Source organism: Asticcacaulis solisilvae, assembly GCF_052327315.1.
Lineage (GTDB): Bacteria > Pseudomonadota > Alphaproteobacteria > Caulobacterales > Caulobacteraceae > Asticcacaulis > Asticcacaulis solisilvae_B.
In genome coordinates this window covers 1937633-1962009 of the sequence record NZ_CP166196.1, presented here as the reverse complement: position 1 = coordinate 1962009, position 24377 = coordinate 1937633, and the positions used below count along the sequence as shown (strand labels likewise).

At 62.5% G+C, this 24377-nt stretch carries 27 protein-coding genes; 14 read left to right on the top strand and 13 right to left on the bottom strand.

Annotated features, from left to right (window positions below):
* Positions 1 to 221 precede the first annotated feature (221 nt).
* From AB8717_RS09160 to AB8717_RS09140, 5 genes are all read left to right on the top strand, one after another.
* Complete coding sequence (locus AB8717_RS09160) at positions 222 to 1046, top strand: flagellin (RefSeq protein ID WP_443750723.1); 825 nt, start codon at positions 222 to 224, stop codon at positions 1044 to 1046.
* Between the two features lie 90 nt (positions 1047 to 1136).
* The gene (locus tag AB8717_RS09155) at positions 1137 to 1607 is read left to right on the top strand and encodes a DUF805 domain-containing protein (protein WP_443750722.1); all 471 of its coding nucleotides are present in this window, start codon (positions 1137 to 1139) and stop codon (positions 1605 to 1607) included.
* Positions 1608 to 1647: 40 nt separating this feature from the next.
* Positions 1648 to 2253, top strand: a complete 606-nt coding sequence (locus AB8717_RS09150; protein WP_443750721.1) for a TIGR02466 family protein — start codon at positions 1648 to 1650, stop codon at positions 2251 to 2253.
* A gap of 247 nt (positions 2254 to 2500) precedes the next feature.
* Entirely contained in the window at positions 2501 to 3550 is a 1050-nt protein-coding gene (locus tag AB8717_RS09145; protein ID WP_443750720.1) for a Gfo/Idh/MocA family oxidoreductase, read from the top strand.
* Positions 3547 to 4578: an oxidoreductase gene (locus AB8717_RS09140; RefSeq protein WP_443750719.1), complete on the top strand. Its 1032-nt coding sequence runs from the start codon at positions 3547 to 3549 to the stop codon at positions 4576 to 4578. The genes AB8717_RS09145 and AB8717_RS09140 overlap by 4 nt, the downstream gene beginning before the upstream one ends.
* 182 nt (positions 4579 to 4760) lie before the next feature.
* Here AB8717_RS09140 and AB8717_RS09135 read toward each other — a convergent pair whose 3' ends face one another.
* Complete coding sequence (locus AB8717_RS09135; RefSeq protein WP_443750718.1) at positions 4761 to 5384, bottom strand: DUF1134 domain-containing protein; 624 nt, start codon at positions 5382 to 5384, stop codon at positions 4761 to 4763.
* A gap of 184 nt (positions 5385 to 5568) precedes the next feature.
* On the opposite strand from AB8717_RS09135, the gene AB8717_RS09130 reads away from it, so the two are divergent.
* On the top strand, positions 5569 to 6012 hold the full coding sequence (locus AB8717_RS09130; RefSeq protein ID WP_443750717.1) for a hypothetical protein: 444 nt from the start codon (positions 5569 to 5571) through the stop codon (positions 6010 to 6012).
* Here AB8717_RS09130 and AB8717_RS09125 read toward each other — a convergent pair.
* Positions 6009 to 6344, bottom strand: a complete 336-nt coding sequence (locus AB8717_RS09125; RefSeq protein WP_443750716.1) for an MmcQ/YjbR family DNA-binding protein — start codon at positions 6342 to 6344, stop codon at positions 6009 to 6011. The two genes, AB8717_RS09130 and AB8717_RS09125, sit on opposite strands and share 4 nt — an antisense overlap.
* 219 nt (positions 6345 to 6563) lie before the next feature.
* Here AB8717_RS09125 and AB8717_RS09120 point away from each other — a divergent pair, with 219 nt between their 5' ends.
* Positions 6564 to 7541 carry a family 43 glycosylhydrolase gene (locus tag AB8717_RS09120; protein ID WP_443750715.1) on the top strand — a complete coding sequence of 326 codons (978 nt, stop codon included), beginning with the start codon at positions 6564 to 6566 and terminating at the stop codon, positions 7539 to 7541.
* A 216-nt stretch (positions 7542 to 7757) separates the two neighbouring features.
* On the opposite strand, the gene AB8717_RS09115 is transcribed toward AB8717_RS09120, so the two are convergent.
* Positions 7758 to 8720, bottom strand: a complete 963-nt coding sequence (locus AB8717_RS09115) for a 3'-5' exonuclease (protein WP_443750714.1) — start codon at positions 8718 to 8720, stop codon at positions 7758 to 7760.
* A gap of 119 nt (positions 8721 to 8839) precedes the next feature.
* Between AB8717_RS09115 and AB8717_RS09110 the strand changes: the two genes are divergently transcribed.
* From AB8717_RS09110 to AB8717_RS09095, 4 genes are all read left to right on the top strand, one after another.
* The gene (locus AB8717_RS09110; RefSeq protein ID WP_443750713.1) at positions 8840 to 9229 is read left to right on the top strand and encodes a hypothetical protein; all 390 of its coding nucleotides are present in this window, start codon (positions 8840 to 8842) and stop codon (positions 9227 to 9229) included.
* On the top strand, positions 9226 to 9435 hold the full coding sequence (locus tag AB8717_RS09105; RefSeq protein ID WP_443750712.1) for a helix-turn-helix transcriptional regulator: 210 nt from the start codon (positions 9226 to 9228) through the stop codon (positions 9433 to 9435). The genes AB8717_RS09110 and AB8717_RS09105 overlap by 4 nt, the downstream gene beginning before the upstream one ends.
* Before the next feature lie 88 nt (positions 9436 to 9523).
* Positions 9524 to 10003: a hypothetical protein gene (locus AB8717_RS09100; RefSeq protein WP_443750711.1), complete on the top strand. Its 480-nt coding sequence runs from the start codon at positions 9524 to 9526 to the stop codon at positions 10001 to 10003.
* A 5-nt stretch (positions 10004 to 10008) separates the two neighbouring features.
* Positions 10009 to 10359 (top strand): hypothetical protein, encoded by a 351-nt coding sequence (locus AB8717_RS09095; protein WP_443750710.1) that lies wholly within the window; start codon positions 10009 to 10011, stop codon positions 10357 to 10359.
* Between the two features lie 6 nt (positions 10360 to 10365).
* Here AB8717_RS09095 and AB8717_RS09090 read toward each other — a convergent pair whose 3' ends face one another.
* Positions 10366 to 12003: a M28 family metallopeptidase gene (locus AB8717_RS09090; RefSeq protein WP_443750709.1), complete on the bottom strand. Its 1638-nt coding sequence runs from the start codon at positions 12001 to 12003 to the stop codon at positions 10366 to 10368.
* A gap of 477 nt (positions 12004 to 12480) precedes the next feature.
* Between AB8717_RS09090 and AB8717_RS09085 the strand changes: the two genes are divergently transcribed.
* Positions 12481 to 13047, top strand: coding sequence for a fasciclin domain-containing protein (locus AB8717_RS09085; RefSeq protein WP_443750708.1), 567 nt, complete (start codon positions 12481 to 12483; stop codon positions 13045 to 13047).
* Between the two features lie 85 nt (positions 13048 to 13132).
* Here the strand turns inward: AB8717_RS09085 and AB8717_RS09080 are convergent, their stop codons facing one another.
* The gene (locus AB8717_RS09080; RefSeq protein ID WP_443750707.1) at positions 13133 to 14659 is read right to left on the bottom strand and encodes a hypothetical protein; all 1527 of its coding nucleotides are present in this window, start codon (positions 14657 to 14659) and stop codon (positions 13133 to 13135) included.
* 182 nt (positions 14660 to 14841) lie between these two features.
* Here AB8717_RS09080 and AB8717_RS09075 point away from each other — a divergent pair, with 182 nt between their 5' ends.
* Both AB8717_RS09075 and lepA read left to right on the top strand, forming a co-directional pair.
* Positions 14842 to 16176 carry a hypothetical protein gene (locus AB8717_RS09075; RefSeq protein WP_443750706.1) on the top strand — a complete coding sequence of 445 codons (1335 nt, stop codon included), beginning with the start codon at positions 14842 to 14844 and terminating at the stop codon, positions 16174 to 16176.
* 81 nt (positions 16177 to 16257) lie between these two features.
* Positions 16258 to 18063, top strand: coding sequence for a translation elongation factor 4 (lepA, locus tag AB8717_RS09070; protein ID WP_443750705.1), 1806 nt, complete (start codon positions 16258 to 16260; stop codon positions 18061 to 18063).
* A gap of 78 nt (positions 18064 to 18141) precedes the next feature.
* Here lepA and AB8717_RS09065 read toward each other — a convergent pair whose 3' ends face one another.
* The 8 genes from AB8717_RS09065 to AB8717_RS09030 form a co-directional block, all read right to left on the bottom strand.
* Complete coding sequence (locus AB8717_RS09065; RefSeq protein WP_443750704.1) at positions 18142 to 20007, bottom strand: hypothetical protein; 1866 nt, start codon at positions 20005 to 20007, stop codon at positions 18142 to 18144.
* A gap of 71 nt (positions 20008 to 20078) precedes the next feature.
* Entirely contained in the window at positions 20079 to 20450 is a 372-nt protein-coding gene (locus tag AB8717_RS09060; RefSeq protein WP_443750703.1) for a hypothetical protein, read from the bottom strand.
* A gap of 12 nt (positions 20451 to 20462) precedes the next feature.
* The gene (locus AB8717_RS09055) at positions 20463 to 20924 is read right to left on the bottom strand and encodes a DUF6491 family protein (RefSeq protein WP_443750702.1); all 462 of its coding nucleotides are present in this window, start codon (positions 20922 to 20924) and stop codon (positions 20463 to 20465) included.
* Positions 20925 to 20938: 14 nt separating this feature from the next.
* Positions 20939 to 21406: a DUF6491 family protein gene (locus AB8717_RS09050; protein WP_443750701.1), complete on the bottom strand. Its 468-nt coding sequence runs from the start codon at positions 21404 to 21406 to the stop codon at positions 20939 to 20941.
* An 86-nt stretch (positions 21407 to 21492) separates the two neighbouring features.
* Positions 21493 to 23250: a tRNA (5-methylaminomethyl-2-thiouridine)(34)-methyltransferase MnmD gene (mnmD, locus tag AB8717_RS09045; protein WP_443750700.1), complete on the bottom strand. Its 1758-nt coding sequence runs from the start codon at positions 23248 to 23250 to the stop codon at positions 21493 to 21495.
* 3 nt (positions 23251 to 23253) lie between these two features.
* Complete coding sequence (locus AB8717_RS09040) at positions 23254 to 23535, bottom strand: hypothetical protein (protein ID WP_443750699.1); 282 nt, start codon at positions 23533 to 23535, stop codon at positions 23254 to 23256.
* Positions 23536 to 23622: 87 nt separating this feature from the next.
* Positions 23623 to 23817 (bottom strand): hypothetical protein, encoded by a 195-nt coding sequence (locus AB8717_RS09035; RefSeq protein ID WP_443750698.1) that lies wholly within the window; start codon positions 23815 to 23817, stop codon positions 23623 to 23625.
* A gap of 85 nt (positions 23818 to 23902) precedes the next feature.
* Complete coding sequence (locus AB8717_RS09030) at positions 23903 to 24121, bottom strand: hypothetical protein (RefSeq protein WP_443750697.1); 219 nt, start codon at positions 24119 to 24121, stop codon at positions 23903 to 23905.
* Positions 24122 to 24377: the final 256 nt, after the last annotated feature.

Sequence of the window (24377 nt, the reverse complement as noted above, 5' to 3'; positions counted from 1 at the left end):
TTTCAATAAAATTCCGCAATACCGGTACAATTTATAGTAAAAATACGTTTACCATTTTCATTATCCACTATTATTTGAATTTTATTTAGCGACCTTTGCCAATCTGGTGGACAGCAATACAGTTTCCCACCGCTCACAATGAGCAAACCGGGTCTGTAATGTGGTTTTTGTGCTTCCAGCAAAATGCCGGAAGCTAACTTCAAAATGAAGGATGAAGAAGAATGTCTTCCGTTAACACCAATGTCGGCGCCATGGTCGCGCTGCAGAACCTGAACGCTACCTCGTCTGAATTGATGTCGACCCAAACCCGTATTTCCACGGGCCTGAAGGTCGCCAGCGCCAAGGACGACGGTGCTGCCTACGCTATCGCTCAAACGCAACGTGCGACCGTTTCGTCGCTCGACGCCGTCAAGGACTCGCTCTCGCGCGGTTCGTCGGTGGTCGATGTTGCCATGTCGGCCGGCTCTTCGGTCTCCGACATGCTGACGCAGCTGAAGGAAAAGGCTCTCGCCGCTTCGGACACGTCGCTCGACACCACGTCGCGTACCGCGTTGAACAACGACTTCACCTCGATCCGCGACCAGATCACCAAGACCCTGTCGAACGCCACCTTCAACGGCATCAACCTGGTCAACGGCACCAACGCCAATATTACGGCGCTGGCCAATGCCGATGGCACGGGCAAGATCACCGTCGCGGGCCAGGACATGTCCCTGGGCGGCTCGGTCGTGACCCTGGCGGCTACTGCCAGCTTCTCGACGGCCACTTCGGCGGCGAACCTGCTGACCACGATCGATACGTCCATCAACAACGTGTCGTCGTCGCTCGCCAGCCTGGGTACTTCCTCGAAGGCCCTGGACAACCACGCTTCGTTCGTGGGCAAGCTCCAGGACTCGATCACGGCCGGTATCGGCAACCTGGTCGACGCCGACATGGCCAAGGAAAGCGCCAAGCTCCAGGCTCTGCAAACCAAGCAGCAGCTCGGTGTCCAGGCTCTGTCCATCGCCAACCAGTCGACGGGCACTGTGCTCAGCCTGTTCCGCTAACCGCGGGGCAAATCGAAACACTCCCCAAGGGGCGGCAAGCGATTGCCGCCCCGCTTTCGTTTGCCTATGGTGGCGATCGAGGGGAAGTCCATGGCGAAACTTTCATTCCGGCATTTTTTGCTACCTAAGGGACGCGCTTCGCGGCTTGGTTTCCTGCCGGTCCTGCTCGGCATATATGTACTGTGGCAAGTTCCCGAACTTGTCGTCACGCATCTGCTGGCGCGCGGCGTCACCGTTTTCGCCTGGCAATTCGAGACTGCCAATCTGGGGCTCGCCCTTTTGGCATGGCCGCTGGTCTGCGCCGCCGCCCGGCGCTGCCACGATATCAATCTGCCCATGTGGCCGGCGTTGATTTACGCCTGGCATGTCGTCACCGAAGTCACGTTACGGATATCCAATCACCTCGGATACGACGTCCTGCCGCATTTCGGCTATTCCGTCGCCAACCTGTCGATTGCCATCACATCCATCGCCCTGTGCGTGATCCCGGGCGGCAAGGACGACAACCGGTACGGCGCGCCGCCGCGCGGACCGCAGACGCCAGCGGCCGACGTCTTCTAAACCGCTTGCCGCGCACGGCGGCACAGCTTAATCAGGCGGCATGAAAACCGGCCAGATCACTCCCCTCTTCGTCACCGAAATCTACCGCGCCGAAATGCCGGACGCCGACAGTTTCCTGGAGGAGCTCGACGATACCTGCCGCGCCATCGCCGATGAGGACGAGGCCGGGCAAAACTGGTCGCAACAGAAGGCCTATCTCGGCTACACTTCCTATGCGTCGTTGAACGACCTGCCGCAACGCGCGCCGGTCTTCGCCGATCTCAAAAGCTTTATCGACGGCCACGTGTCGGCCTTCACCAACGCGCTCGATTACGACCATAAGCCCAAGCTCGACAATATGTGGATCAACGTGCTGGAAAACCTCGGCACGCATTCCGGCCATATCCATCCGCACAGCGTCATTTCCGGCACCTTCTACGTTTCGGTGCCCGACGGCGCCAGCGCCCTGCGGTTCGAAGATCCAAGGCTGGGGCTGATGATGAATGCGCCGGGCCGCAAGCCCAATGCGCGCGCCGATCACCAGAGTTTCGCCTCCGTCGCGCCGGCCGCCGGCACGCTGCTGCTGTGGGAAAGCTGGCTCAGGCACGAGGTGCCGATCAACCTTGCGGAGGACGTGCGTATTTCGGTCAGTTTCAATTACGCGTAACGCTTGTACCTCCCCGTCTTGTACCTCCCCGTTCGGAACGAATGGGGAGGGGGACCGTCCCGCGAAGCTTTAGCGTAGTGGGATGGTGGTGGGGTTTCTTGCTTGCTCTGGAAACGCCTTGGCTGAAAAGCAAGCAAGAAACCCCACCACCACATCTCCTTCGCCTGCGGCTCAGTCGTGCGGTCCCCCTCCCCATGCTTCGCACGGGGAGATGCAAGAAGAAGCAAATACAAAAACAAGGACTCCCATGCCCTCTTCTAAACCCCGCATCGTTGTAATCGGTTACGGCATGGCCGGGCGGATCATCCATGCGCCCCTGATCCAGGCCTGCCCCGATCTCGAACTGGCCGGTATCGTCTCGACGCGGCCTGACGCCGTGCACGCCGACTGGCCCGGCATGACGGTCATCCCCGATATCGACACGACGCTCGAGGACCCGACGATCGACGCCGTCGTCATCGCCACGCCCAACGAGCACCACGGCGGCCAGGCGATCGCCGCGCTGAACGCCGGCAAGCATGTCGTCATCGACAAGCCGTTCGCCACTTCGTTTTCGCAAGCCATCGCCATTGCCGATGCCGCCAGGGCCAATAACCGCCTTGTCCAGGCGTTTCAAAACCGGCGCTGGGACACGCATATCCTGACGGCGCGCCATCTCTTGCAAAAGAAAAGCTTCGGCGACATCTCGGACGTGACGCTGCGCTACGACCGCTTGCGCGCCATCGTGCCGGGCCGCTGGAGTGACGAGGATCGTCCCGGTTCCGGCCTTTGGTTCAACCTTGGCTCGCACGTTGCGGACCAGGCCGTCCACCTGTTCGGGACGCCCCGGACCGTCTATGCCGACTTCCAGGCCCAGCGTCCGGGCGCGAAGACGATCGACTATTTCAACGTCATCCTGGGCTACGGCCGTTTCCGCGTCGTCCTGCATTCCTGCGTCATCAGCCCGGCGCCCGGCCCCGTCATCGAAATCCAGGGGCCGGCGGGCGCTTTCGTCAAATGGGGCGAGGACAGCCAGGAGGACGGCCTGAAGGTCCGCGCCGTGCCCGGCGGCCCAGGCTGGGGCGCCGATACCAACCCCGGCATCTTCACCCCGGCGGACGGCGAAACGCGCGGCACGCCCCAAACGGCCGACAGCGTCCCCGGCGACTATCCGGCCTTCTATTCAGGCCTGGCCGCCGCCATCGCGACAGGCGCGCCGCCGCCCGTGCCGCTTGACGAAACGCTCACCGTCATGAAGCTTCTCGACCTCGCTATCGAAAGCGCCGCCACCGGCCGCCGCCTGGACCTGAACCCATGACCGTTAAAACCGCCCTTATCGGCTACGGCTATGCCGGCCGCGTTATCCACGCCCCGCTGATCCGCGCCGCCGAAGGCCTCGAGCTTGCGGCCATCGTGTCGAGCCGCCCGCAGGACGTCCATGCCGACATCCCCACGGTCAAGGTGACGGACTTCGACGCGGTGCTGGAGGACGCAAGCATCGACGCCGTCGTCATCGCCACGCCCAACGACCTGCACGCCCCCCAGGCCCATGCGGCGCTGGAGGCGGGAAAGCATGTCGTCATCGACAAGCCGTTCGCGCTCAATGTGCCTGAGGCTGAAGACCTGATCCGCCATGCCAAACGCAACGACCGCCTGCTGTCGGTCTTCCATTCGCGGCGCTGGGACAGCAACAACCTGACCCTGTCGGCGCTGCGGCCGCGCCTGGGCACGCTTTATCAGGTAGGACTACGCTACGACCGCTGGCGGCCGACCGTGCGCGACCGCTGGCGCGAGCGCAAGGGCCCCGGCTCCGGCATCTGGTTCGATCTCGGCTCGCATCTGGTCGACCAGTCCCTGTCGCAGTTCGGCTGGCCCGACTGGATCAGCGCCGATATCGCCGGCCAGCGTCCGGGCGCGCAGACCGACGACTATTTCCACGTCGTGCTGGGCTACGGGCCGTTGCGCGTCATCCTGCACTCGTCGATGATGACGTCGCAGCCCGGCGCCTGCATCGAGGCGCAAGGCACAACCGGCAGCTTCGTCAAATACGGCATAGATCCGCAGGAAGACCAGCTGAAGGCGCTGATCGTGCCCGGTTCGGATGGCTGGGGCGCCGACCCTGTCGCGGCGACCTTTACCCCGACCGATGGCGACACGGTGGGCGCGATCGAACAGGTCACGGCCACGCCCGGCAACTACCTCGGCTATTACGAGCAGCTGGCCCGCGCCATCGCCGACGGCGGCGAGAACCCCGTGCCGGCCGAGGATGCATTGAAGGTCATGCGTATCCTGGCGCTCGGCTTCGAAAGCGCCATGAAAGGCCATCGGTTGCCCTGCCGGATGTAGAAGCGCTTATCTCCTCCCCACGCAAAGCGTGGGGAGGGTGAGCGTAGCCGAAGTATAGTTTCGGCAAGCGCAAGGAAGGGGTGGAGGGGTTTCTTGCTTTCTTTAGCTTCGCCCCCTCCACCGCTTCGCTGTCCGGCACGGGCCGCCCCGCCCTCCCCATTTTCAATGGGGAGGAGAGTTCATTAAAGCGGCAAAATCCGACGCTTCTTCGAGATGTTCATATAGCCGACATTGGCGCCCAGGCGCAGGCCGACACCTGCGCGCACCGGCGTCAGCACGATGCCTTCGGCGCGCTGATAGGTCACGCCCAGGCCGCCGACGAAGTAGGCCGAGCCTTCGACGCCGGGATAGCGGCGGTAGATAAGGTCGGGTTCCTTAAGGTTATAGACCAGGCTGAAGATACGCGATGCATTGGCGCCGGTGTCGAAACCGATCGACGGCCCTTGCCAGAAGATGTGGGTGGGTTCGGCTTCCGTCTTCATGAACAGGTTGCCCTTGCCGTAGCGCACGCCGACGCCGACCGCGCCCGACGCTTCCTCGCCGGCGATGTAGGCGGTCGGATGGTCGCCATAGTCGGCGAAGATCTTTTCCAGGGCACCGCCCAGGGCCTCGACCGTCACGCCCAGGAAGTTCGAGCCGGCGGCGATGACCTCGTCACGGTCGTAGTAGTTGCGGCCGGGCGCGGCGGACGCCGAAGTAGAGGCGGAAGCCCCCGACCCGCCCGATTGCCGGGCGGAGGCAAGTCCGGGAACCGCCACCGCGGCGGTGGTGGCAAGGCTCGACAGAATGAAGGTCCGGCGCTCCATAGGGGCAACTCCTTGTGGCACAATGCGTTCGTTTTAGGGAGGGTGTGGTTAACAGGACCTGAACGAACCCGTTGCAGCCTCCCCGCGTCACTTTCACCGTGCAGTGCGCCTGTGTCGCGAATGAGGCTGATTTTGGCCCCATTTCGCCTTATTGGTTACATGAGGGTGAACGGGGAAGGACGCCATGATTTCAATGAAGATCGGCCGGACGCGCAATTGGATGGCTATCGGCCTGACCGGACTGGCAGCGCTGTTCATGATCTCCGCGCAAACCAGCCGTGCGCAGGACGCCGATGCGCCAGGCTTCGGGCCACAGGAACATCTGTCGGGCGTGCTTTTTTCAAACTGGGAAAACCTCGTCTTTTTCGTATGTAAGTCTTCGGATACGGCCTGCGCGGACTGGGGCGAAGGTGAAGCCTACAGTCTTGACTGCGCTCCGGGAGCCTGCGACGCGCTATTTAACGGCCTTGAGCAGAGCAAACATAGCCCTGACGGGCTGGTCTACATGACGGTCGTCCTCGACGGCAGTCGCTCGCTGACAAAGTCAAAGCCGATTTATCTCGGCGATCCCGGCCAGAGCATCCGGGTTCATGCAGTCAATCACTACGAGGTCAGGCGTCAGCCCTAAATCCCCCTCACCGCCTTCAACAGCTTTTTCGGCGCCAGCCTGAGCCAGTTGTCGCGCAGGCGCTGACGCACCCAGTCCTCCGCAACGCGCTCGGGCCGGGCCAGCACGCATGGATAGTTGCGATGGTGGTCGGTGGTAAAGAAGGTTTCCGGGTCGGCCTCGATCCAGAAGTCGCGCGTGTCGAAGTCCATGCCGAAGACCGGACCCCATTTCGGGTTCCAGAAATAGAGCGACGTCTTGCCGACCTTGACCACGGGCTGGCCCCACGCCGTGCCGCGCTCGGTCCCCGGCAATTCCAGGGCGATATCCTGCAAACGTTCCGCTGTCAGCATGTCAGGCCTCCGGGCCGAGGCTACCGCAAATCGCGCCGCCGCGCAAAGCGGTTGACACCGACAATATACTCATACAATATAACAGCGTTCCTCCCTGTTGCGTGCCGCTTCGAGTCGCAAAACTGCTGTTTACCGGGAAAATTCCGGTTTTTACCAACAATAACCCTGACAAAATCAGCGCCCTTGTCTGAGTAATCATGGGCGCCAGCAGAGGAAATCATGCCCCATATATCCCCCCTCAAGCGGGCCGTTTCGGCCTGCGCGCTCGCCCTTGCCCTGGTTACGGGCTCGGCCCACGCTGCGCCGTGGTCGCTGTCGGGCTCGCTGCTCACCCACGATCCGGACATCGTCAAGTCGGGTTCGACCTACTGGATCTTCGAGACCACCGGCAATGCCGGCATCGGTGTCAAATATTCCGGCGACGGCCACGCCTGGACGCAGGGCGTCGCCATCTTCGGCAGCGGCCTGTCGTGGTGGAAGACGTACAATCCGTCGAGCACGCCCGCCCAGGTCTGGGCGCCGGGCTGCATCGAGATCAGCTCAACGGCCGCCTGCTATTACGCGGTGTCGTCCTTCGGTTCGCAGAAGTCGGCGATCGGTCTGACGACCTCGGCCGGCGGCATCGCGGCCGGAAAATGGGTCGACAACGGCGCCGTCATCACCTCGGCATCGGGCAACACCTATAATGCCATCGACCCGCAGCCGGTGACCGACGCGTCGGGCAATTTGTACCTGTCGTTCGGCTCGTTCTGGAACGGCATCTACATCACCAAGGTCGACAAGAGCACGTTCAAGCCGACCGGGTCGTGGACCAATATCGCCAAGGACACCTCGGCCGGTGTCGAGAACTCGTTCATCCTCAAGCATACCTACAGCGGCACGACCTACTACTACCTGTTCGCGTCGAAAGGCTCGTGCTGCAACGGATCGTCCAGCACCTACCATATCGTGGTCGGGCGCTCGACCTCGATCACCGGGCCGTATTACGACAAGAACGGCACGTCGATGATGAACAACGGCTCGGGCACGACGATCGCTTCGTCGGGCTCGCGCTTCATCGCCCCGGGCGGCGAGTCGGCGATCAGCGACACCATCATGGCGTGGTACGCGCTCGACAACCAGGCCAGCCTGAACCCGATCCTGTTCATAAACAATCTGAGCTGGGGCTCCGACGGCTGGCCGGCGGCCTTGTGGTAGTCACTCAGGCGTCCGGCGCCTATGTGCGCCGGACGCTTGTTTAAGAGATCCACAGATTACACAGATTTCACAGATTTTTCAGTGCATTACGGAAAACGACAACGCAGTCGCGAATGCGCTTCGCGCGAAGCGCTATTCACGTGGGTTTGCACACACAGCTCTGCTTCGTTAAGGCACTGAAAAATCTGTGAAATCTGTGTAATCTGTGGATAGCCCTTACTTCCGGTACCGGTCCACGGCCGAGATCATCTGCACCGGCGGGTCGGCCTCGGCCCGCAGATAGACCTGCGTCCGCAACCAGGTGAGCTCGGCCTCAAGATCGTCGGCGGCGACCTCGGCCCACCAGGCCTTGGTCGTACCGTTCGTCCCGTCCGCCCAGCGATAGCCCCTGCCCTTCAGCCGGTCCTTCTGGTCGAACGGCGCATATTCCGCCCAGATGCGCGCCATGGTGCGCTGGCTCGACCGGATCAGTCCCGGCAAGGCGGCATCCGGCCCGTACAACAGGACCTCAAGCAAGGCCAGGCAGTCGTCGACCGCCCGGTGGCCGTCGTGAAAATAGCCGCACTGCCCGAGCAGATATCCCAGCTTCGAGCCCTCGAACCCCCGGTTCTTCCAGTCGACCTCGGCGTGCGAACACGCCCAGGCCTTGGCGCGGAACACATCCGACAGCTTTTCGCAGAAGGTCCGGTCGAAGCCGGCATTGTGCGCGATCACCAGGTCGGCCGGCTGAAGCATCTCTTCCATCCGACGGATGTCGATCGCCTGCCCGGCCACCATGTCGTCGGTAATGCCCGTCAGTTCGGTGATCTCGGGCGGGATCGGCTTCGACGGCTGCTGCATGCCGCCGAAGATGCCGATGACGTCGCCGAACACGCCATCGTCATTATAGGTAAAAGCCACCATCCCGATTTCGATGACCTCGGCCACCCGATGGTCCAGGCCCGTGGTTTCGGTATCGACCAGCATTCCGATGCGCGGAAAACCCGGGCGCGGATTGGCCACGACGTCGCGCACCGGCAGCCGGCGCAGAATGCGATAGTCGCCCGTGGCGGTCAGCCTGGCCGCCATTTCCTCATTGGAAGCGCCGGACTTGCCCAGGCTTTTGGGGGCCTTGGGGCGCGCCTTCACGACCGGCCCTGCCGGAGGAGGCGAATCGAACATGTCGAGTTGCGAGATCATGCCCGATGATATGCCGGGCCGGGCCCTGCGCAAAGCAAGGTTTGCGTGAACGGGCGCGCGCTTGACGTACACCCAACTTAATGTTAGGCATACACAACATTTTGTGGGGAGAAACATACATGTTTACGTGGCCGAAGAGCGCGACCTATACAACCACCGCCCTGTTGATGTGGGCCGGCTTCCTGGCCTGCATCTATGCGCTGGAAGGCGCAAGGTCGCATGGCTGGTCCCAGCCCGCCATCATCGCCCTGAGCCTTGTGCCGGCGCTGATCGTCATCGTGCAGTTCCTGCTGGCTTACCGCCTGATCGCCCGCCAGGACGAATTCACCCGCGCCCTGACCGCCAAGCGCATCCTGGCGGCCTCGGGCCTGGCCATCGCGCTGGTGGTGGCGGCAAGCGTGACCCAGGCCTATGCCGGCCTGCCCGCCTTTCCCCTGTGGCTGGTCTATCCCGTCTTCTGGGGCCTGTTCGGCATGGTGACGCCGGTTATCCGGGATTCGCGCCCGTGAAGAGCCGCCTGAAGGTCCTGCGCGCCGAACGCGACATGACGCAGGAAGATCTGGCGGCCGCGATCGGCGTGTCGCGCTATGCGATCAATGCGCTCGAAACCGGCCGCCACGATCCGTCGCTCGACCTCGCCTTCCGCATCGCCGCCCGGTTCGGCGTGCCCGTCGACGCGGTTTTCGTGAACCCTTACCTCAAGGCAGAGGCATAGTCTCGGCATGCGTTTTTTCGCAAAGGCCTGCGTTGACCGACCGGCGGGTCGCCGATACGATGTCGCAATCCATGCCGGGGGAATTTCCATGAAACTGTCCGTAAAATCGCTCGCCGCTGCCGCCGTCCTGGCGTCCGGCCTCACCATGGCCATGCCGTCGCTGGCCGCCGGTTCCGCCTCGCAGGCGCTGGGCCAGTGCATGTCCAAGTCGACCACGCCGGCGGACGACATCGTCCTGGTGCGCTGGGTCTTCGTCATGATCGGCAAGCATCCGGGCGTCGCCGACCTGGGCACGGTGTCACCCGAAAAGCAGGACCAGGTCGACCGCCAGATGGGCGCGGTCTTCGAACGCCTCCTGGCCAAGGACTGCGCCGAGGAAACCCGCGCCGCCATGGCCGAGGACACCAATAACGAAGCCATTCCGGATGCGTTCGGCGTCCTGTTCGAAAAGGCGTTCAGCAAGCTGACGGACGATCCGGCCGTCATGGCGACCGCCCAGAACTTCATCAAGTATGTCGACATGAACAAGATCGTTCAGGCCATGCTGCCCGCGCCCGGAAAGAAGTAGGCCCCGTGCTGCCGCTGGCCGTCCTGGCCGCCGCCGCCCCCACCTTCGCCGCGTTGCAGTCGCCGCCCGCCCATACCGGCGACTGCGCCTGGGTGCATGGGCGTTATGTCGTCGCCAACGGCTCAGGCATCCGGCGCATCTGGATCATCGGCACGCATCGCGTCGTCCATCAGTACGATGACGACGAGGTGCGCCCGGAGACGATACGCCGCTATGAAACGGTGAATGCCTGGGGTGGCGACGGCCTCTACGGCGACTTCCAGGTCTGTGCCCTGGAAAAGAGCCGTCCCGGCCACATGCAGCACGTGCGCATCACCGCCACCCGCCGCCTGAGCTATCACGGCAAGCCGTTCTGATCGGCCTTACTTGCGATCCGCCGCCGTCGCGTCGCGCGCGGCCTTGAATTCCGAGGTATCCCGCCAGGCCGGCCATTGGCGTGAATTGGCCAGGTCGCGGCCGATCTCGTAATAGAGCGTCGCATCCTGCACCAGGCCCGACAAGTCCCATTTTGCCGACCATTCGTCGCCCGGCTGGTGGTAACGGTTGCGGATATAATCGTCCGCCGCCGCCCTGCCGGCGCGCAAGCCGCCCTTGACAAGGTCCTGGCCCGAGCCGGCGTTCAGCATCGGTACGCCGCGCTTGACCAGGGTGAAGTGATCGGACCGGAAGAAGCTGCCGGCCTCGGGCATCTGGTCGGGCTCGAGCACCCTGCCCTGCTTTTTGGCGTATTTGGCCAGCAGGTCTTCCAGCGACGACTGCCCGGAGCCGATGACCTCGATGTCGCGCGTGGCGCCGTTGACGTTCAGCGCGTCCATATTGATGCCCGCGACCGTCCTGGCCAGCGGATAGAGCGGGTTGGACGCATAATATTCCGAGCCCAGCAGCCCGCTTTCCTCGGCGGTAAAGGCGATGAACACCACCGAGCGGTCATTATGCGTTTTCCCGAACGCCCGCGCCAGCTCCATCAGGGTGCCGACGCCCGTGCCGTTGTCGACGGCACCGTTGCAGATCCTGTCCTTCGCCTCGGGTGCGCAAATGCCCAGATGATCCCAGTGCGCCGTGTAGAGGATGGTCTCGTCGGGATGGCCCGTGCCCGGCAGCCGGCCGATGATGTTGTGCGTCACGATCTCGGACGACTCGACCTTGTACCCGCCGCTTAAGCTCACATTCATCGCCACCGGCTGGAAGTCGCGCGACCGCGCCTTCTTTCGCAGTTCGCCGAGGTCCAGCCCCGCCGCCTTGAACAGCTTGTTGGCGGTCTCGTGGGTGATCCAGCTCTCCAGCCTGGGACTGACGGCGGACGGATCGGGACGGACGATATCGAACTGGTCGCCTGTCCACGAATTCCTGACCGTGTCCCAGCCATATGAGGCGGCGTCGGCGTCGTGGATAATCAGCACGCCCGCCGCGCCGTGGCGCGCCGCCTCCTCGTACTTGTACGTCCAGCGGCCATAATAGGTCATGGCCTTGCCGTTGAAGGTCATCAACTGCGGCTCGGCGAAGTCCGGGTCGTTGACCAGTTCGACCAGGATCTTGCCCTTCACGTCCATGCCCTTGAAGTCGTCCCAGTTCCGCTCGGGCGCAACGACGCCATAGCCGACGAAGACCAGGGGCGCATGGTCGAAGGCAACGTCTCCCGTGGCGCCGCGCGTCGAGGTCACGATGTCGTCGCCCTGGCGCAGGGCCATCGGTCCCGCCGGAGTTTCCAGCGACAACCGGGCGCCCGACACGCTGAAGCGGCGCAGATGCACGGCCTGGGTCCAGCCGCCGTCCTCGCCGCCCGGCTGCAAACCCGCCGCCGCAAAGCCCTTAGACATATAGTCGATGACCTTGGGCTCAGCCGGCGTGGCGATACCGCGGCCTTCATAGTCGTCGCCCGAAATCACTTTCACGTCCTGGGAAATCCGCGCCGCGCTGATCACCGGCCTTGCCGGCGCGGCCAGCCCGGGTGAAGCCAAAAGCACCATGGCGGCGGAGGCGATAAGGGCGCGTTTCAGCATGGGGATCTCCGGAGGTTTCACCGGACACTAAGGGCGCCTGCCCGTCTGTCAAGCGGTCCTGACACCCCGCCCCCTTGATTATACCATCGACCGAACTTAAGTTGTCGTCAGGCGAATCCTGGCATTTTTCAAAGTTATATAATGTCAAAAACATGTCAGCAGTGCCGCGAAAACATGACGTGTGCGTGTTGAAATCAAGTCGAAAAATTTTATTTCCCAAAGTCTTGATTAGTTAATTCTCCAAACCATATTTCTTATTACAGAAGCCGCTGTGCCCTCTCATCTATGCGACTTCTGGCCTATGGCTCCAAGCTCATCGGTTAACTTGACCCCGGCCGTCTCCTAGCCCAGACGCCGGGGTCCTTTTTTTGCGCGCTAACAGGATCCTTAGCCCTGCGCATGCACTTGCGAATTCCCCCTGCCGGTGCGCGCGGCTACACTTGTCGGTGGCTGTTCGTGCGAAAAGGAGGATCGGTCATGCGGACCCTGCTTCGCTTCACGACCCCGGCCCTTGCGGCCATTCTGCTGTCTGCCTGCGCGTCCGGAGCGACAAAACCGCAGGCCAGCAATATCACGACGTCGGTCCGTCTGTGGCCCCAGCACGCCCCGGTCGCCGTGACCCTGGCGTCCGACAAGTCGGTCAGCCGCTTCGCCGGCGCGGCCCAGGCCTCGGGCGTGTCGGGCGAACTGCAGGGTGACGGACCGGTGACCGTGTTCGCCCCCACCAATGCCGCGCTGCAAAGGCTGGCCAATACCAGCAATGTCATGAACGACCGGGCACAACTGGCCCAGCTGGTCGGTTGCCACGTCCTGCCGGCGGACCTGTCGCCGGGCACCCTGTCGGGCGTCATCAAGCAGAACGGCGGCTCCCTGCCGATCACGACGCAGGGCGGCTGCGTGCTGACGGCGACCCAGGTGCATAATGTAGTGACGCTGACCGACCAGAACGGCGTGTCTTCGACGCTTACCCACGGCCACGTCCGCCGTGGCAACGCCATGATCTACAAGGTCGATACGGTGTTTACGCCGAGAGCCCATTCCTAAAAGTGCGGCGCGTCTTTAGAACGCGAAGAAGCGAAACCTGGAGTGCCGACCCGATGCAATCGGATCGGCACTCCAGGGGTAGCGATCAGCGCCGGCCGCCGTAGGGATCGATCACCCTGGCCCCGCCTCCGCCCGCCAGGGCGTTGGGATCGGGATTGATGACCAGGCTGCCCGGATTGATCTGCACGCGCGGCCCGTTCCCTTGCCGGGCATTGCTCTGATTGAATGGCCGCCCGCCGGGCCCCGCGCCCCTTGCGATCTGTTTCGGCGGAGACGTCGGCTGGCTGCCCTTGGTCGGGCTGTCGTCCAGCCCGCCGGGCTTGGTGACATGCCCGGCAGACCCGCCTGCCCTTCCGCCCCAGGGATTGTACAGGCCCGTCGAAGACGCCGTGCCGCCGTTGCCGCCGGGGCCGTCGTCGTTGACGACCAGCCCCTTGCCGCCCTTGTCGGGCTTGTCGCCCTTGTCCGGCTTTTCACCTTTGTCGGGTTTGTCGGAATCCGAAGCCGGCTTGTCCTTGGTCTTGTCGGTGTTGCCGCCGTTGTTATTGTTATTATTGTTGTTCGTATTGGTGTTGGCGTTGTTGTTATTATTGGCGGCGGGCTTGCCGTTCTGGCCGGCGCTGGTTTCCGAATGCTCGCCGGTGCGGGCATTGTTGAAGGTGACGCTGCCGTCGGGATGGACGATCTTGGTGTCGCCGCTGTTGGTGTCATGGCTGACCATGGTGCCGTCGGGATAGCCGATCCAGCCGTTGCCGATTTCGTGGCCCGCGCCGCCATTGGGATCGTGCGCGGGTACGCCGAAACCGTCGCTCCACATCAGATTGCCGTCACCATCGACGCCGGTGGCGCCGCTGGTGTGGCCGCCGCCCGTTCCGCCCGGCAACACGGTCACCGTACCGTCCGGATGGAAGATCTTGGTGTCGGTCGATACCGGGTCGTGGCTGACGCGTGTGCCGTCGGCATAGGTGATCGAGTTGTCGCGATTGAGATGCCCCGCCTCGCCGTTCGGGTCGCTGCTCGGCACGCGATAACCGTCGCTGTAGGTATAGGCGCCCCCGCCCAGCGCCGGCGAGGTCTTGTCGGTGACGGTGACCGTGCCGTCGGCGCCGACGATCTTGGTCTCGCCGGAATTGACGTCGTGGCTGACGCGCGTGCCGTCGGCATAGGAGACCGAGCCGTCGCCATTGACGTGGCCGGCATTGCCGTTGGGGTCGCTGCCGCGCACGCGGTAGCCGTCGGACCAGGTGATATTGCCGTCCGGCGTCGCCTTGGGCGTATTGGGATCGGTGACGGTGCGCGTGCCGTCGGGATGGTCGACGATGGTGACGCCGGTTTTGGTATCGTGGCTGACGCGGGTGCCGTCGCTGAACGAAATCGAGTGGTCGGGATTGACCTTTCCGTCATGGCCCGACGGATCGCTGGCGCGCACCTGGGTGCCGTCGCTGTAGACGAAAAAGCCGCCCTGGCGCTGGGGCCCGGCGGCGTTGGTGTTCATGCGCAGGACTTCAGCGGTCTTCGGCAAGACGCGGACCTGGGCGATCGAGACATTGGGCGCGAAACACACAACCGAAAACGCAACAGAAAGCAACAGCTTAGCCTTGTTGGAATACATGGTCAGCCTCCCGTGATGCGGGCGGACTTATGCCAGCCCACAGGGGAATTATGGCACGGTTTGACGCGTATTAATACGCTACTTGCGGCAGTTGTGCTCACCAAGCCTTACATCCCCTCCCTAATAGCGTATTCGCGCCACAAAGCCAAATTACCACCTATACCTGCAACAAGAATCCATGCATGATAGATTTTTTGCGGGGGCAAAAAATGTCGCAATCTCAAGAAAATACATACCGGCTGCCTGCACCGAGCGATGAAGAAATTGTTCGCTTTTTCGCCAGCATAAGTAAAAATTATAGTTCCGCACCTTTTAACGTCGTCATAGGTGGCGTTACCATCGGACATTTTACGTCTATAGAGCAGGTAAAAAAAGCAAATAGTATCGACCTATCAACATCGAAAATTATTTTTGGCTTATCTATGGAGATCGGATCCGTAATAATAAATTTTTATCGAAGAGCAACAATATTTGGAAAAAACGGAATTACATACGATCTATCTGGATTTCAAAATGAAATATACATTTATTCAAACAACCACATTCAAGAAAATATCAACATAATAATAGAATTAGTACACAGAGTCGAAAAATTTCGAGAAAATGCGACTTCTCTACTACCCAGAACGACCACGGAAGCAACCTTATCAAAACTTTTTGCGGAGCAAATAAGATCACTTTCAGATCTGCAAAAGAAAATGCTGAGGGAAACTGACGAGCTTCGCATTTCGAATGAAAAAGCCATTTCTCTCCGCAGAGCGGAATTGGAATCCGACATAGAAAAGCAAAAAAGGAAGATGTTATCTGAACTGGAAACAGAGAAAAATAAAAATAAGGCAGAAGATAGAAGACTTTCAGAATTACAAAAATCCCTCGACAACAGATCTCATATGCATGCAAGGCGCGATATGAGAAACAATATCACTTCGGAATTGCGGTTAAGATTGCAAAAACCAAGCGTTTCAGAGGAAATAAAGTCACACAGAAACAAATTTTCGACTACCTGCTTAATAATGATAGCAGTTTTTTTTGCTTCATTTGTCGTTTCGGCAATCGAATTTTACAACGTAACATCTATTGGATCTCAAAATACTAACGTAATTATTACTGTATCAATAAGACTTGCATTGTCATTCTTTGCCTTTGCAGGAATGGGTTTTTATTTTTTGGGCTGGCTTCGGCAGACCCACAACGACGATCTGCGGACAGAACGCGACTTGGAGAGATACCTCTACGACGTGGACCGTTCGAGTTGGATTATTGAAACAGTGCTGGAAGCACGATCCAAAGAAAGCGAAGATGGAAAGCAAGCCGAAATTCCGTCTGAATGGATATCTGGCGTTACGCACGGACTTTTCGCAAAAAGCGAAGAAAAGCAAGAAGGTGATAAGGCGATGGAAATTCTTGCATCTCTGTTCAACTTCTCAGCCAACGCAAAATTTGGTCCTCAGGGCCCGGAATTTGAACTTAATAAGGGCGGACTAAAGAAGCTGGGCAAAGCCGCGCTGGATGACTAGCGCAGCCCGCAGTGACCGTAACTCAAAGCCCTTCCCTCCAACCCTTTGCTTATTACGGCGCATCATGCTATCGCCCGGCGCATGAGCACCGATTTGTCCCTGATCCGCAACTTCTCCATCGTCGCCCACATCGACCACGGCAAGAGCACCCTGTCCGACCGCCTTATCCAGTTCACCGGCGGCCTGACCGCGCGTGAAATGAAGGAGCAGGTGCTCGACAATATGGACATCGAGCGCGAACGCGGCATCACCATCAAGGCCCAGACCGTCCGCCTCAACTACAAGGCTCACGACGGCAAGACTTACGTCCTGAACCTGATGGACACGCCCGGCCACGTCGACTTTGCCTACGAAGTGTCGCGGTCGCTTGCCGCCTGCGAAGGCTCGATCCTGGTGGTCGATGCGAGCCAGGGCGTCGAGGCCCAGACCCTGGCCAATGTCTACCAGGCCATCGACAACAACCACGAAATCGTCCCCGTCCTCAACAAGATCGACCTGCCGGCGGCCGAGCCCGACCGCGTGCGCGCCCAGATCGAAGACGTCATCGGTATCGACGCGTCCGACGCGGTCCTGGCCTCGGCCAAGTCCGGCCTCGGCATCGAGGACGTGCTGGAAGCCGTCGTCACCCGCCTGCCCGCCCCCAAGGGCGACCGTTCGGCGCCGCTGAAGGCGCTGCTGGTCGACGCCTGGTACGACCCCTATCTCGGCGTCGTCGTTCTGGTCCGCGTCTTCGACGGCGTGCTGAAGCCCGGCCAGCAGGTCAAGCTGATGAACGCCGGGGCGACCTACAAGGTCGACAAGCTGGGCGTCTTCATGCCCAAGGCCACCGATGTCGACGAACTCGGGCCGGGCGAAGTCGGCTTCCTGACCGCCCAGATCAAGGAAGTCTCCGACGCCGCCGTCGGCGACACCATTACCGACGAACGTAAGCCGACCGCTAGCGCCCTGACGGGCTTTAAGGAAGTCCAGCCGGTCGTGTTCTGCGGCATCTTCCCGGTCGACGCCGCCGACTTCGAAGACCTGCGCGCCGCCATGGGCCGCCTGCGCCTGAACGACGCCAGCTTCACCTTCGAAATGGAAACCTCCGCCGCGCTGGGCTTCGGCTTCCGCTGCGGCTTCCTCGGCCTGCTGCATCTGGAAATCATCCAGGAGCGGCTGTCGCGCGAGTTCAACCTGGACCTGATCGCGACGGCGCCGTCGGTCGTCTACAAGATCTACATGAACAATGGCGACGTGATCGACCTGCACAATCCGGCCGACATGCCCGACCCGGTGAAGATCGACCATATCGAAGAGCCGTGGATCAAGGCCACCATCTTCTGCCCCGACGACTATCTCGGCGCCATCATCAAGCTGTGCCAGGACCGCCGCGGCGAACAGCTGGACCTTAGCTATGTCGGCACCCGCGCCATGGTCGTCTACGCCTTGCCGCTCAACGAAGTCGTCTTCGACTTCTATGACCGGCTGAAGTCGGTATCCAAGGGCTATGCCAGCTTCGACTACACGATCGAGAACTACCGCGAAGGCGACCTGGTCAAAATGTCGATCCTGGTCAATGCCGAGCCGGTCGACGCCCTGTCGATGCTGGTCCACCGCGACCGCGCCGAAATGCGCGGCCGCGGCATGTGCGAGAAGATGAAGGACCTGATCCCGCAGCACCTGTTCGTCATTCCGATCCAGGCCGCGATCGGCGGGCGCATCATCGCGCGCGAAACCGTGCGGGCGCTACGCAAGGACGTGACGGCCAAGTGCTACGGCGGCGACGCCACGCGCAAGAAGAAGCTTCTGGAAAAGCAGAAGGAAGGCAAGAAGAAGATGCGGCAGTTCGGCAAGGTCGAAATCCCGCAGGAGGCCTTCATCGCCGCGCTTAAGATGGACAACGACTGACGCGCGAACGCGCCTCCCCACGCTTTGCGGACAAGCCCTGCGAATTGACAGGCGCCCTGACCGAGGCGCTTTCTCCGACTACTGCGCGGGGTGGATGCCGTAACCGTCGCCGCCCTCTTCGACTACGCCGTCGATCGCGTCCGGCTTCACCGTCACGACCAGGCGCTTGTCCCACAGGTTCAGGACCGCGCGGCCGTTCGCGTCCGGATTCAGCGGATAGACGCGGCCGAAATAGCTATCGAGCGCCACCCGGCCCTCCTCGGCCTTGACCGCCTTCATCGTCTCCACCCAACCGGCGCGGAAATCGCGGTGGCTGACCATGGCGTAAGTCCTGGCCGGCGCCTTGACCCAGCCCGGCAGGGTATCGTCGTGCAGGACGGTGATATAGACCGTGTGGTCGGCGGCGTTGCCCAGGGCGTGAGGCTGGCTTGCCGGCAGTTTCGGCGTGATGCTCTTGCCGAGATTGCTGTCCTGCGGGACCATCAGCGACAGGGTCTCCCAGGCGCCGGAATAATCGGCCGCGTTGCCGTACATCTGGCCGTCTCGGAAACAGGTGGTGACGACCGTCGGCGGCGTTTTGGCGTCGGTCTGGATGGGGCCGCACCAGCCCTTAAGGTGCGCGCGGACGCCGCTGGGCTCGACGACCGTTTCCTCGGACCGATAAAAGACCGCGCCCTTGATGAAGGCCGGCATGTGCTGGCCGAACGGCTCGGCCTCCTCCCGCCCTTCCGTCAGTTCGACCGCCTCGGCCAGCCGCCCCTTGACCGAAAACGTCACGTGGCCCGCGTCGGCGCCTTCGCGCGTCAGAGTGCCGGGCGTCAGTTGGAGCACGCCCATGCGCCAGGGATTGGTCTTTACGGCCTGCGCCGGCGCCTCGGCCTGCTGATGATAGAGGGCGTCCCTGTATTCCGGCCGGACGTCGTGGTTCTTCAGCACCGCCAGGTCGAGCGTATTGGCCGCGGGGTCGCGGCGGAAATAGAGGCGCGCCGACGGATAGGCGAAGAGATAGAGCCCGTCGCCGCGCTGGGCGTGCGGCTTGTCGTGGTACTTGCCGTTGGGATAGACCTGGTCGTCGATATTGTTGTTGACCAGGGTCTTGCCGTCGGCGACGCGGCTGAGATGGGTGTGAAAGACCACGCCCTTGTCGTCCGCGCTCTCATAGGTCAGGCTGTAGGTAAAGGCCAGGTCCTTCGGGTCGGCGTCGTGCCAGACGGGCTTCGCGTCGGTCTTCTGCTGGAACACGCCGTTGGTCAGGTACGGAATGCCGCTTTCGTTGGTATAGGTCCCGCCGGAAAACACCGAATAGCCGGCGGCATCGTCACCGCCCAGGCACACGACCGCGGGATAGGAAATACCCAGGATTTCGCTCTCGCGCGTTTCGGCGCACCACAGGCTGAGCTTGTCGGACACGTCGCGCCCCGACGCCTTGAATTCGAACGCGGCGAACATCGTCCCCGCCGGCAGGGTATGAAAGCCGCCGATATTGAGCTTGAGGTCCTGGTCGAGGCGCCGGACCGTCTTGAACTGCAACGGCACGCTGACAATGGTGTCGCCGGGCGCGATATGGTCGCGCTTCAGCGTCAACTCGCCGGCCACCTGCGCGTTCGGCACGACCGCGCCGACATCGTGCGCCAGGTTGTCCAGACTGGCGGTCTCATATTCCGGAAGGTAGAGCAACTGCTCGGTAGCGTTGACGACCTCCCCCCACTGCTGCGGCGTATAGGACTGGCCGGGCGCGACGGGAAGGTCGATATGGAGCACCAGTCCCCTTGCGGTCGCCTCGATCCAGGGCTTGCGCGCGGAAACCGTCGCCTGATCGGCGCCCGGCGGCGGCGTCCAGTGACTGTCGAGAATGAGATTGGCCTGCTGGGCTTGCGCCGCCGTGCCGAGCCCGCAGGCCGCCGCTACGATGGCCACGCCCAGGGCCTTCCATGTCCGCCGCATACGCCTTCCCCCCTTGTCCGCCGGATACAACGCTATCTGTATCGCGAGCCGGACATGGCGGGAAGCGTTTTTCAGCGGTATTTCGCGGCCTCGTCCTTGTTCAGCCACTGGATACTGTCGACGAAGCACGGCGTCGGGATATGGCCGTCCAGCCCGGAAATCTCGGCATCGTTCTTGCCGCAGATTTCGCTGGTGCCGCGGAACTTGAACATGGTCGGGTCGAAGTTCGACAGGCACTGGTTGCTCATGTGCAGCACCGCCGCATTGCCCATGCGGTCCTGGATGAACAGGGTCTTTTCATCGATCACCCTGGTGGTGTCGAGCGGCGACGACAGGCACTGCCGGCGCGGCGTCCCGTCGGCCTGCGGGCCCATGGAGGCACAGGCCGTCACGACGATACCGGCGCCGGCTACTGCTGCCACGACGGCAAGGGTTTTCAGCATGACACCCTCCCGCTATTCGTCGAGCTTGGCGGCTTCCGCCCGGCTGATCACCTTGACGCCGTTGATGATACAGCGCACGGGACGTTCGGTGTCGTGCGAGAACAGCAGGAAGGCGTCGTGCGCACGGCACAGCTCGGTGGTGCCGTTGACCTCGAAACCGAAATGCGACAGGTCGTCCATGCTGCGACACGGTCCGCCGACATCGAGCAGGTACGGATCCTGCCAGGTGTTGTAGACCAGCAGCGTATGGTCGTTGACGACATGGAAGCGGCCGGTTTCGCGGATGTCGAGGCAGGCCGGCGCCTTGTGATCGCTGCTGGCCTGGGAGACGCCCTGCGCGGCGGGCTTGCCCCAGTCGTTGCCTTCGGCGGGGCGCGCCTGGGCGGAGGTCAGCAGGGCCGCGCCGGCGACGATCGCGCCTCCGGCCAGCACCGTGGCGGCGACGGCCGCGATCTTTTTCTGCACGCTGTTCATTGAGACCTCCGTGTTTACCAGTTGGACTTTGACGAGGCGGACGACGAACCCGAAACCGCGGACTGGCCGGCGGCCGGCTTGCGCCCGGTATATTCCGCCGCCTCTTCCGGCGACAAATGCCTGACCTCGGTGATCTGGCAGCTCTGGCGGCGGTCGCCGTCGCGGTAAAGGATTTCGGCGTCGAACGGACCGCAGACATCGGCCATGGGATAGCGCGAACGGATGCCGACCACGAAGCTGGTGTCGAGCCCGATGCAGACGCCGGTCAGCGACAGCTTGTAGGCCTCATGGCCCTGGGTGACGATCATGGTGTGATCGTCGGGTGTCTGGAAGCCGTCGACAAAGGTGGGATCGAAGCAGGCGTGGGGATCATGCCCGGGTTTTACACCCGTGGACGGACGGCCCGACATGGCTGACGCCACACCGAGGCTCCCTAACCCGATACCGGCAATAAGAAGCGAAACCAGAAGCGCCTTTTTCATGTGCACACCTCGATGATGGACTCGGCTACGCCGTTCGACATGAACGGCGGATGAACATTAACTCTCTCGGCACACTGTTTATACGATTATACGGCGTCCTGTGGCTGGTCGGGACATAATAAATTTTTCGCCGCCGCCGGCAGCTGCGGCGGCAGGCCGGCAATGTCCGCCATGACCGCCCGCGCCATCAGCGGCGCCAGGCTCAGGCCCCGGCCGCCAAGTCCCGTCAGGACATGGACGCCGGGTGCGATTTCACCGATCCTGGGCAGGTGATCGCGGCTGGCCACGCGGACGCCGGCGCGCGAACGCGACGGCAGACCGGCCACGGCCTCGGCCAAACCGGGCATGGCCTTTCCCAGCAGACCCAGGTTTCGCACCCGGTCTTCGTCGCGCACTTCGGTCCCCGCATCGTCACGGTCGTGCGTGGCCCCGAAGACAAATCCATCATTGAGCGGCACGATATAACCGCCCCAGCTGACCGGCGCGGACGGACGGTCGTCGCTTTTCATTTGTTCGATCTGGCCGCGCACCGCCTGCAACGAGAGACCCGGTGCGAAGGGGAAGATACCTGCGCCACAGGCCAGGACGACGGCGTCATAGCCCCTCGCCTCACCCGCATCCGTCTTCAGCGTGACGGTTCCATCGGCCTCACGTCGCCAATCAATGATGGATTCGCGCCGTACCGCCTGGTTGCCGATCAGCGCCGCGACAAGATCGGGCGGACGCACGGCCAGCGCCGCCTTGAAATGCAGCCCGCCACGCCCGGCAACATCCGGCACCTCGGAGACGCGCACAATGTCACCCTCGGCATGCTGCGGCACAGTCGCCAGCCGGTCGAAGCGCTGGGCATCGCGCGGCCCCTCGCACAAATACGTGCCTTCGTGCAGGATGGCGTCGGGCGCGACGGCGGCGTAAAGCGCGTGGGCATAGTAGAGGGCATCGGCGAACAGGCCCGTTACGGCGTCGTTACCGGCGTCGAGGCGGGGCGTCACCAGCCCCGCCGCATTGCCCGAGGTTCCGGAAGCCGGCCCGTTTGCGTCGAACAGGTCGGCGTCAATATTGAAAAGCCGTGCATGGTGGCAAAGCGCTGCCCCGGCGATTCCGGCGCCGACGACGGCCACCCGCCGTTTGCGTGGCGGCTCAGCACGGCCCCCCGGGAAGATCGCCTCCAGCCGCTCGCGCTTGCGGCCGAATCCCGGGCGCTTGTCGACGGCAAAGCCCGCCGCCTGCAATCCCCGCCGCACGAAGCCCGCCACGGTGAAGGTGGCCGCAACCGCTCCCGGCGCCGCGTGGGCAGCCACGCGCATAAGCACGTCTTCGGCCCACATGTCGGGGTTCAGCGCCGGCGAAAAGCCGTCGAGGAAGATGGCGTCCGCCCTGCCCTGCCACAGGTCGAGCGCGCTGCGGACGTCCGTCAGAGCCAGGGTCACGCTGACGCCCCATTCGGGGAAGTCCATATAGTGAAAGCCCGTGCGCGCCCCGGGCCATTGCGCCAGCAGCGCCCCGGAAAACACCGCCAGTTCCGGCCAGGCGTCCAGGGCCTGCGCGGCGGCGGCGCGCGTCATCAGGAAGCCTTCGATAGTGAAGACATGGAGATAACCGCCGGCGGGACGGTTGGCGGCCCAGCGCTCCATCAGGGCGACGATGTTCAGGCCGGTGCCGAAGCCGAGTTCCAGCACCGAGAAGACGCCGCCTCCGGTCCAGGCCCCAGGCAGGCGGCAACCGTCGAGAAAGACCGCGCGCGACTCGGCCAGACCGTCCTGCAAGGAATAGTAGATGTCGCCGAACCGGGCGGACCGTGGCGCGCCGTCCTCGGCGAAATAAAGCTCGGGATCGCCGGGCATGCCTCAGTGAGATGTCACGGGCGGCGGTACGCTGGCAGACCCGGATTGCGACGCGGCCTGCGACGACGCGCTGCCCGACGGCATGTCAGTGGCCGTGGGCGACGCGGCCATGGCGGCGGCGACCGCGGCGGCGGCATCGGCGCTGGCGGTAGCGTCGCCGCCATCGGGAATGTCGCCCGGCGCGGCGGATTCGGAACTGGCGTCGCCGGCATCGGCCGCCGGCTTGGAACAGGCGGACAGGCTGAGGATCGCCACGGCGGCAAGACAGATGCGGATCGGCTTCATGACCCCGTCATAGCCGATTCCGGCGCATGCAAAAAGGGCTGCGCGATACCGCGCAGCCCTTCGATTTCACCCGAAAGGGCGAATGGCTTAGCCGATCGAGGCAGCCGAGGCCGAAGCCGATTCAGCCGGAGCCATGGCCGAAGCGTCAGCCGAGGTGTCAGCCGGAGCGGCTTCCGACGAAGCAGCGGCGTCCGACGAAGCGGGCTTTTGGCAAGCGGCAACCGACAGGGCGGCGGCGGCGGCGGCAACGATGAGGGCCGAACGAACGATCTTGGAGGTCATGATCCAGTTCCTTTTATATATGTATGCGTGGGTTGAAGGTTGAGAAGCGTGGCCGATGCGGAAAACCGTACCGGCCGGATAAGCCTTAGCCGGCCGAAGCAGCCGTAGCGGCAGCCGGAGAGGCCGAGGTTTCAGCGGCGGGAGCCATGGCCGAAGCCGAAGCGTCAGCCGGGGCCATTTCGGCCGGAGCGGCTTCCGAGGCAGCGGTCTCTTCGGTAGCGGCGGGCTTGTGGCAAGCGGCGACCGAAAGAGCAGCAACAGCAACGGCGGCAACCAGGGCCGAACGAACGATTTTGGAGGTCATTGGATCCAGATCCTTGTTTCTCAGGTTAGAGGGCAAGGAGCTGTAAAACCTTGGCCCACGACCACACTCATACCGGTTTCGGGCGAGTCTCGCAAGGGGATATTTCACAAAACTGTGATCGCGTGTGCGCTGCACACAGACTTTTTTCATCATAAAGGGGGAATTAAGGCCGGATAAGGCTCCGGCATGCCGCCGCACCCGCGAAAAGCCGAACCTGTAAAGCGATTCGGACACAGGCAGGAGGCGAAACATAACA

What these genes read in the sequence shown, in the direction of transcription:
- AB8717_RS09160 (WP_443750723.1), top strand. Translation starts at nt 222, where the DNA reads ATGTCTTCCGTTAACACCAATGTCGGCGCCATGGTCGCGCTGCAGAAC.
- AB8717_RS09155 (WP_443750722.1), top strand. Translation starts at nt 1,137, where the DNA reads ATGGCGAAACTTTCATTCCGGCATTTTTTGCTACCTAAGGGACGCGCT.
- AB8717_RS09150 (WP_443750721.1), top strand. Translation starts at nt 1,648, where the DNA reads ATGAAAACCGGCCAGATCACTCCCCTCTTCGTCACCGAAATCTACCGC.
- AB8717_RS09145 (WP_443750720.1), top strand. Translation starts at nt 2,501, where the DNA reads ATGCCCTCTTCTAAACCCCGCATCGTTGTAATCGGTTACGGCATGGCC.
- AB8717_RS09140 (WP_443750719.1), top strand. Translation starts at nt 3,547, where the DNA reads ATGACCGTTAAAACCGCCCTTATCGGCTACGGCTATGCCGGCCGCGTT.
- AB8717_RS09135 (WP_443750718.1), bottom strand. Translation starts at nt 5,384, where the DNA reads ATGGAGCGCCGGACCTTCATTCTGTCGAGCCTTGCCACCACCGCCGCG.
- AB8717_RS09130 (WP_443750717.1), top strand. Translation starts at nt 5,569, where the DNA reads ATGATTTCAATGAAGATCGGCCGGACGCGCAATTGGATGGCTATCGGC.
- AB8717_RS09125 (WP_443750716.1), bottom strand. Translation starts at nt 6,344, where the DNA reads ATGCTGACAGCGGAACGTTTGCAGGATATCGCCCTGGAATTGCCGGGG.
- AB8717_RS09120 (WP_443750715.1), top strand. Translation starts at nt 6,564, where the DNA reads ATGCCCCATATATCCCCCCTCAAGCGGGCCGTTTCGGCCTGCGCGCTC.
- AB8717_RS09115 (WP_443750714.1), bottom strand. Translation starts at nt 8,720, where the DNA reads ATGATCTCGCAACTCGACATGTTCGATTCGCCTCCTCCGGCAGGGCCG.
- AB8717_RS09110 (WP_443750713.1), top strand. Translation starts at nt 8,840, where the DNA reads ATGTTTACGTGGCCGAAGAGCGCGACCTATACAACCACCGCCCTGTTG.
- AB8717_RS09100 (WP_443750711.1), top strand. Translation starts at nt 9,524, where the DNA reads ATGAAACTGTCCGTAAAATCGCTCGCCGCTGCCGCCGTCCTGGCGTCC.
- AB8717_RS09090 (WP_443750709.1), bottom strand. Translation starts at nt 12,003, where the DNA reads ATGCTGAAACGCGCCCTTATCGCCTCCGCCGCCATGGTGCTTTTGGCT.
- AB8717_RS09085 (WP_443750708.1), top strand. Translation starts at nt 12,481, where the DNA reads ATGCGGACCCTGCTTCGCTTCACGACCCCGGCCCTTGCGGCCATTCTG.
- AB8717_RS09080 (WP_443750707.1), bottom strand. Translation starts at nt 14,659, where the DNA reads ATGTATTCCAACAAGGCTAAGCTGTTGCTTTCTGTTGCGTTTTCGGTT.
- AB8717_RS09075 (WP_443750706.1), top strand. Translation starts at nt 14,842, where the DNA reads ATGATAGATTTTTTGCGGGGGCAAAAAATGTCGCAATCTCAAGAAAAT.
- lepA (WP_443750705.1), top strand. Translation starts at nt 16,258, where the DNA reads ATGAGCACCGATTTGTCCCTGATCCGCAACTTCTCCATCGTCGCCCAC.
- AB8717_RS09065 (WP_443750704.1), bottom strand. Translation starts at nt 20,007, where the DNA reads ATGCGGCGGACATGGAAGGCCCTGGGCGTGGCCATCGTAGCGGCGGCC.
- AB8717_RS09060 (WP_443750703.1), bottom strand. Translation starts at nt 20,450, where the DNA reads ATGCTGAAAACCCTTGCCGTCGTGGCAGCAGTAGCCGGCGCCGGTATC.
- AB8717_RS09055 (WP_443750702.1), bottom strand. Translation starts at nt 20,924, where the DNA reads ATGAACAGCGTGCAGAAAAAGATCGCGGCCGTCGCCGCCACGGTGCTG.
- AB8717_RS09050 (WP_443750701.1), bottom strand. Translation starts at nt 21,406, where the DNA reads ATGAAAAAGGCGCTTCTGGTTTCGCTTCTTATTGCCGGTATCGGGTTA.
- mnmD (WP_443750700.1), bottom strand. Translation starts at nt 23,250, where the DNA reads ATGCCCGGCGATCCCGAGCTTTATTTCGCCGAGGACGGCGCGCCACGG.
- AB8717_RS09040 (WP_443750699.1), bottom strand. Translation starts at nt 23,535, where the DNA reads ATGAAGCCGATCCGCATCTGTCTTGCCGCCGTGGCGATCCTCAGCCTG.
- AB8717_RS09035 (WP_443750698.1), bottom strand. Translation starts at nt 23,817, where the DNA reads ATGACCTCCAAGATCGTTCGTTCGGCCCTCATCGTTGCCGCCGCCGCC.
- AB8717_RS09030 (WP_443750697.1), bottom strand. Translation starts at nt 24,121, where the DNA reads ATGACCTCCAAAATCGTTCGTTCGGCCCTGGTTGCCGCCGTTGCTGTT.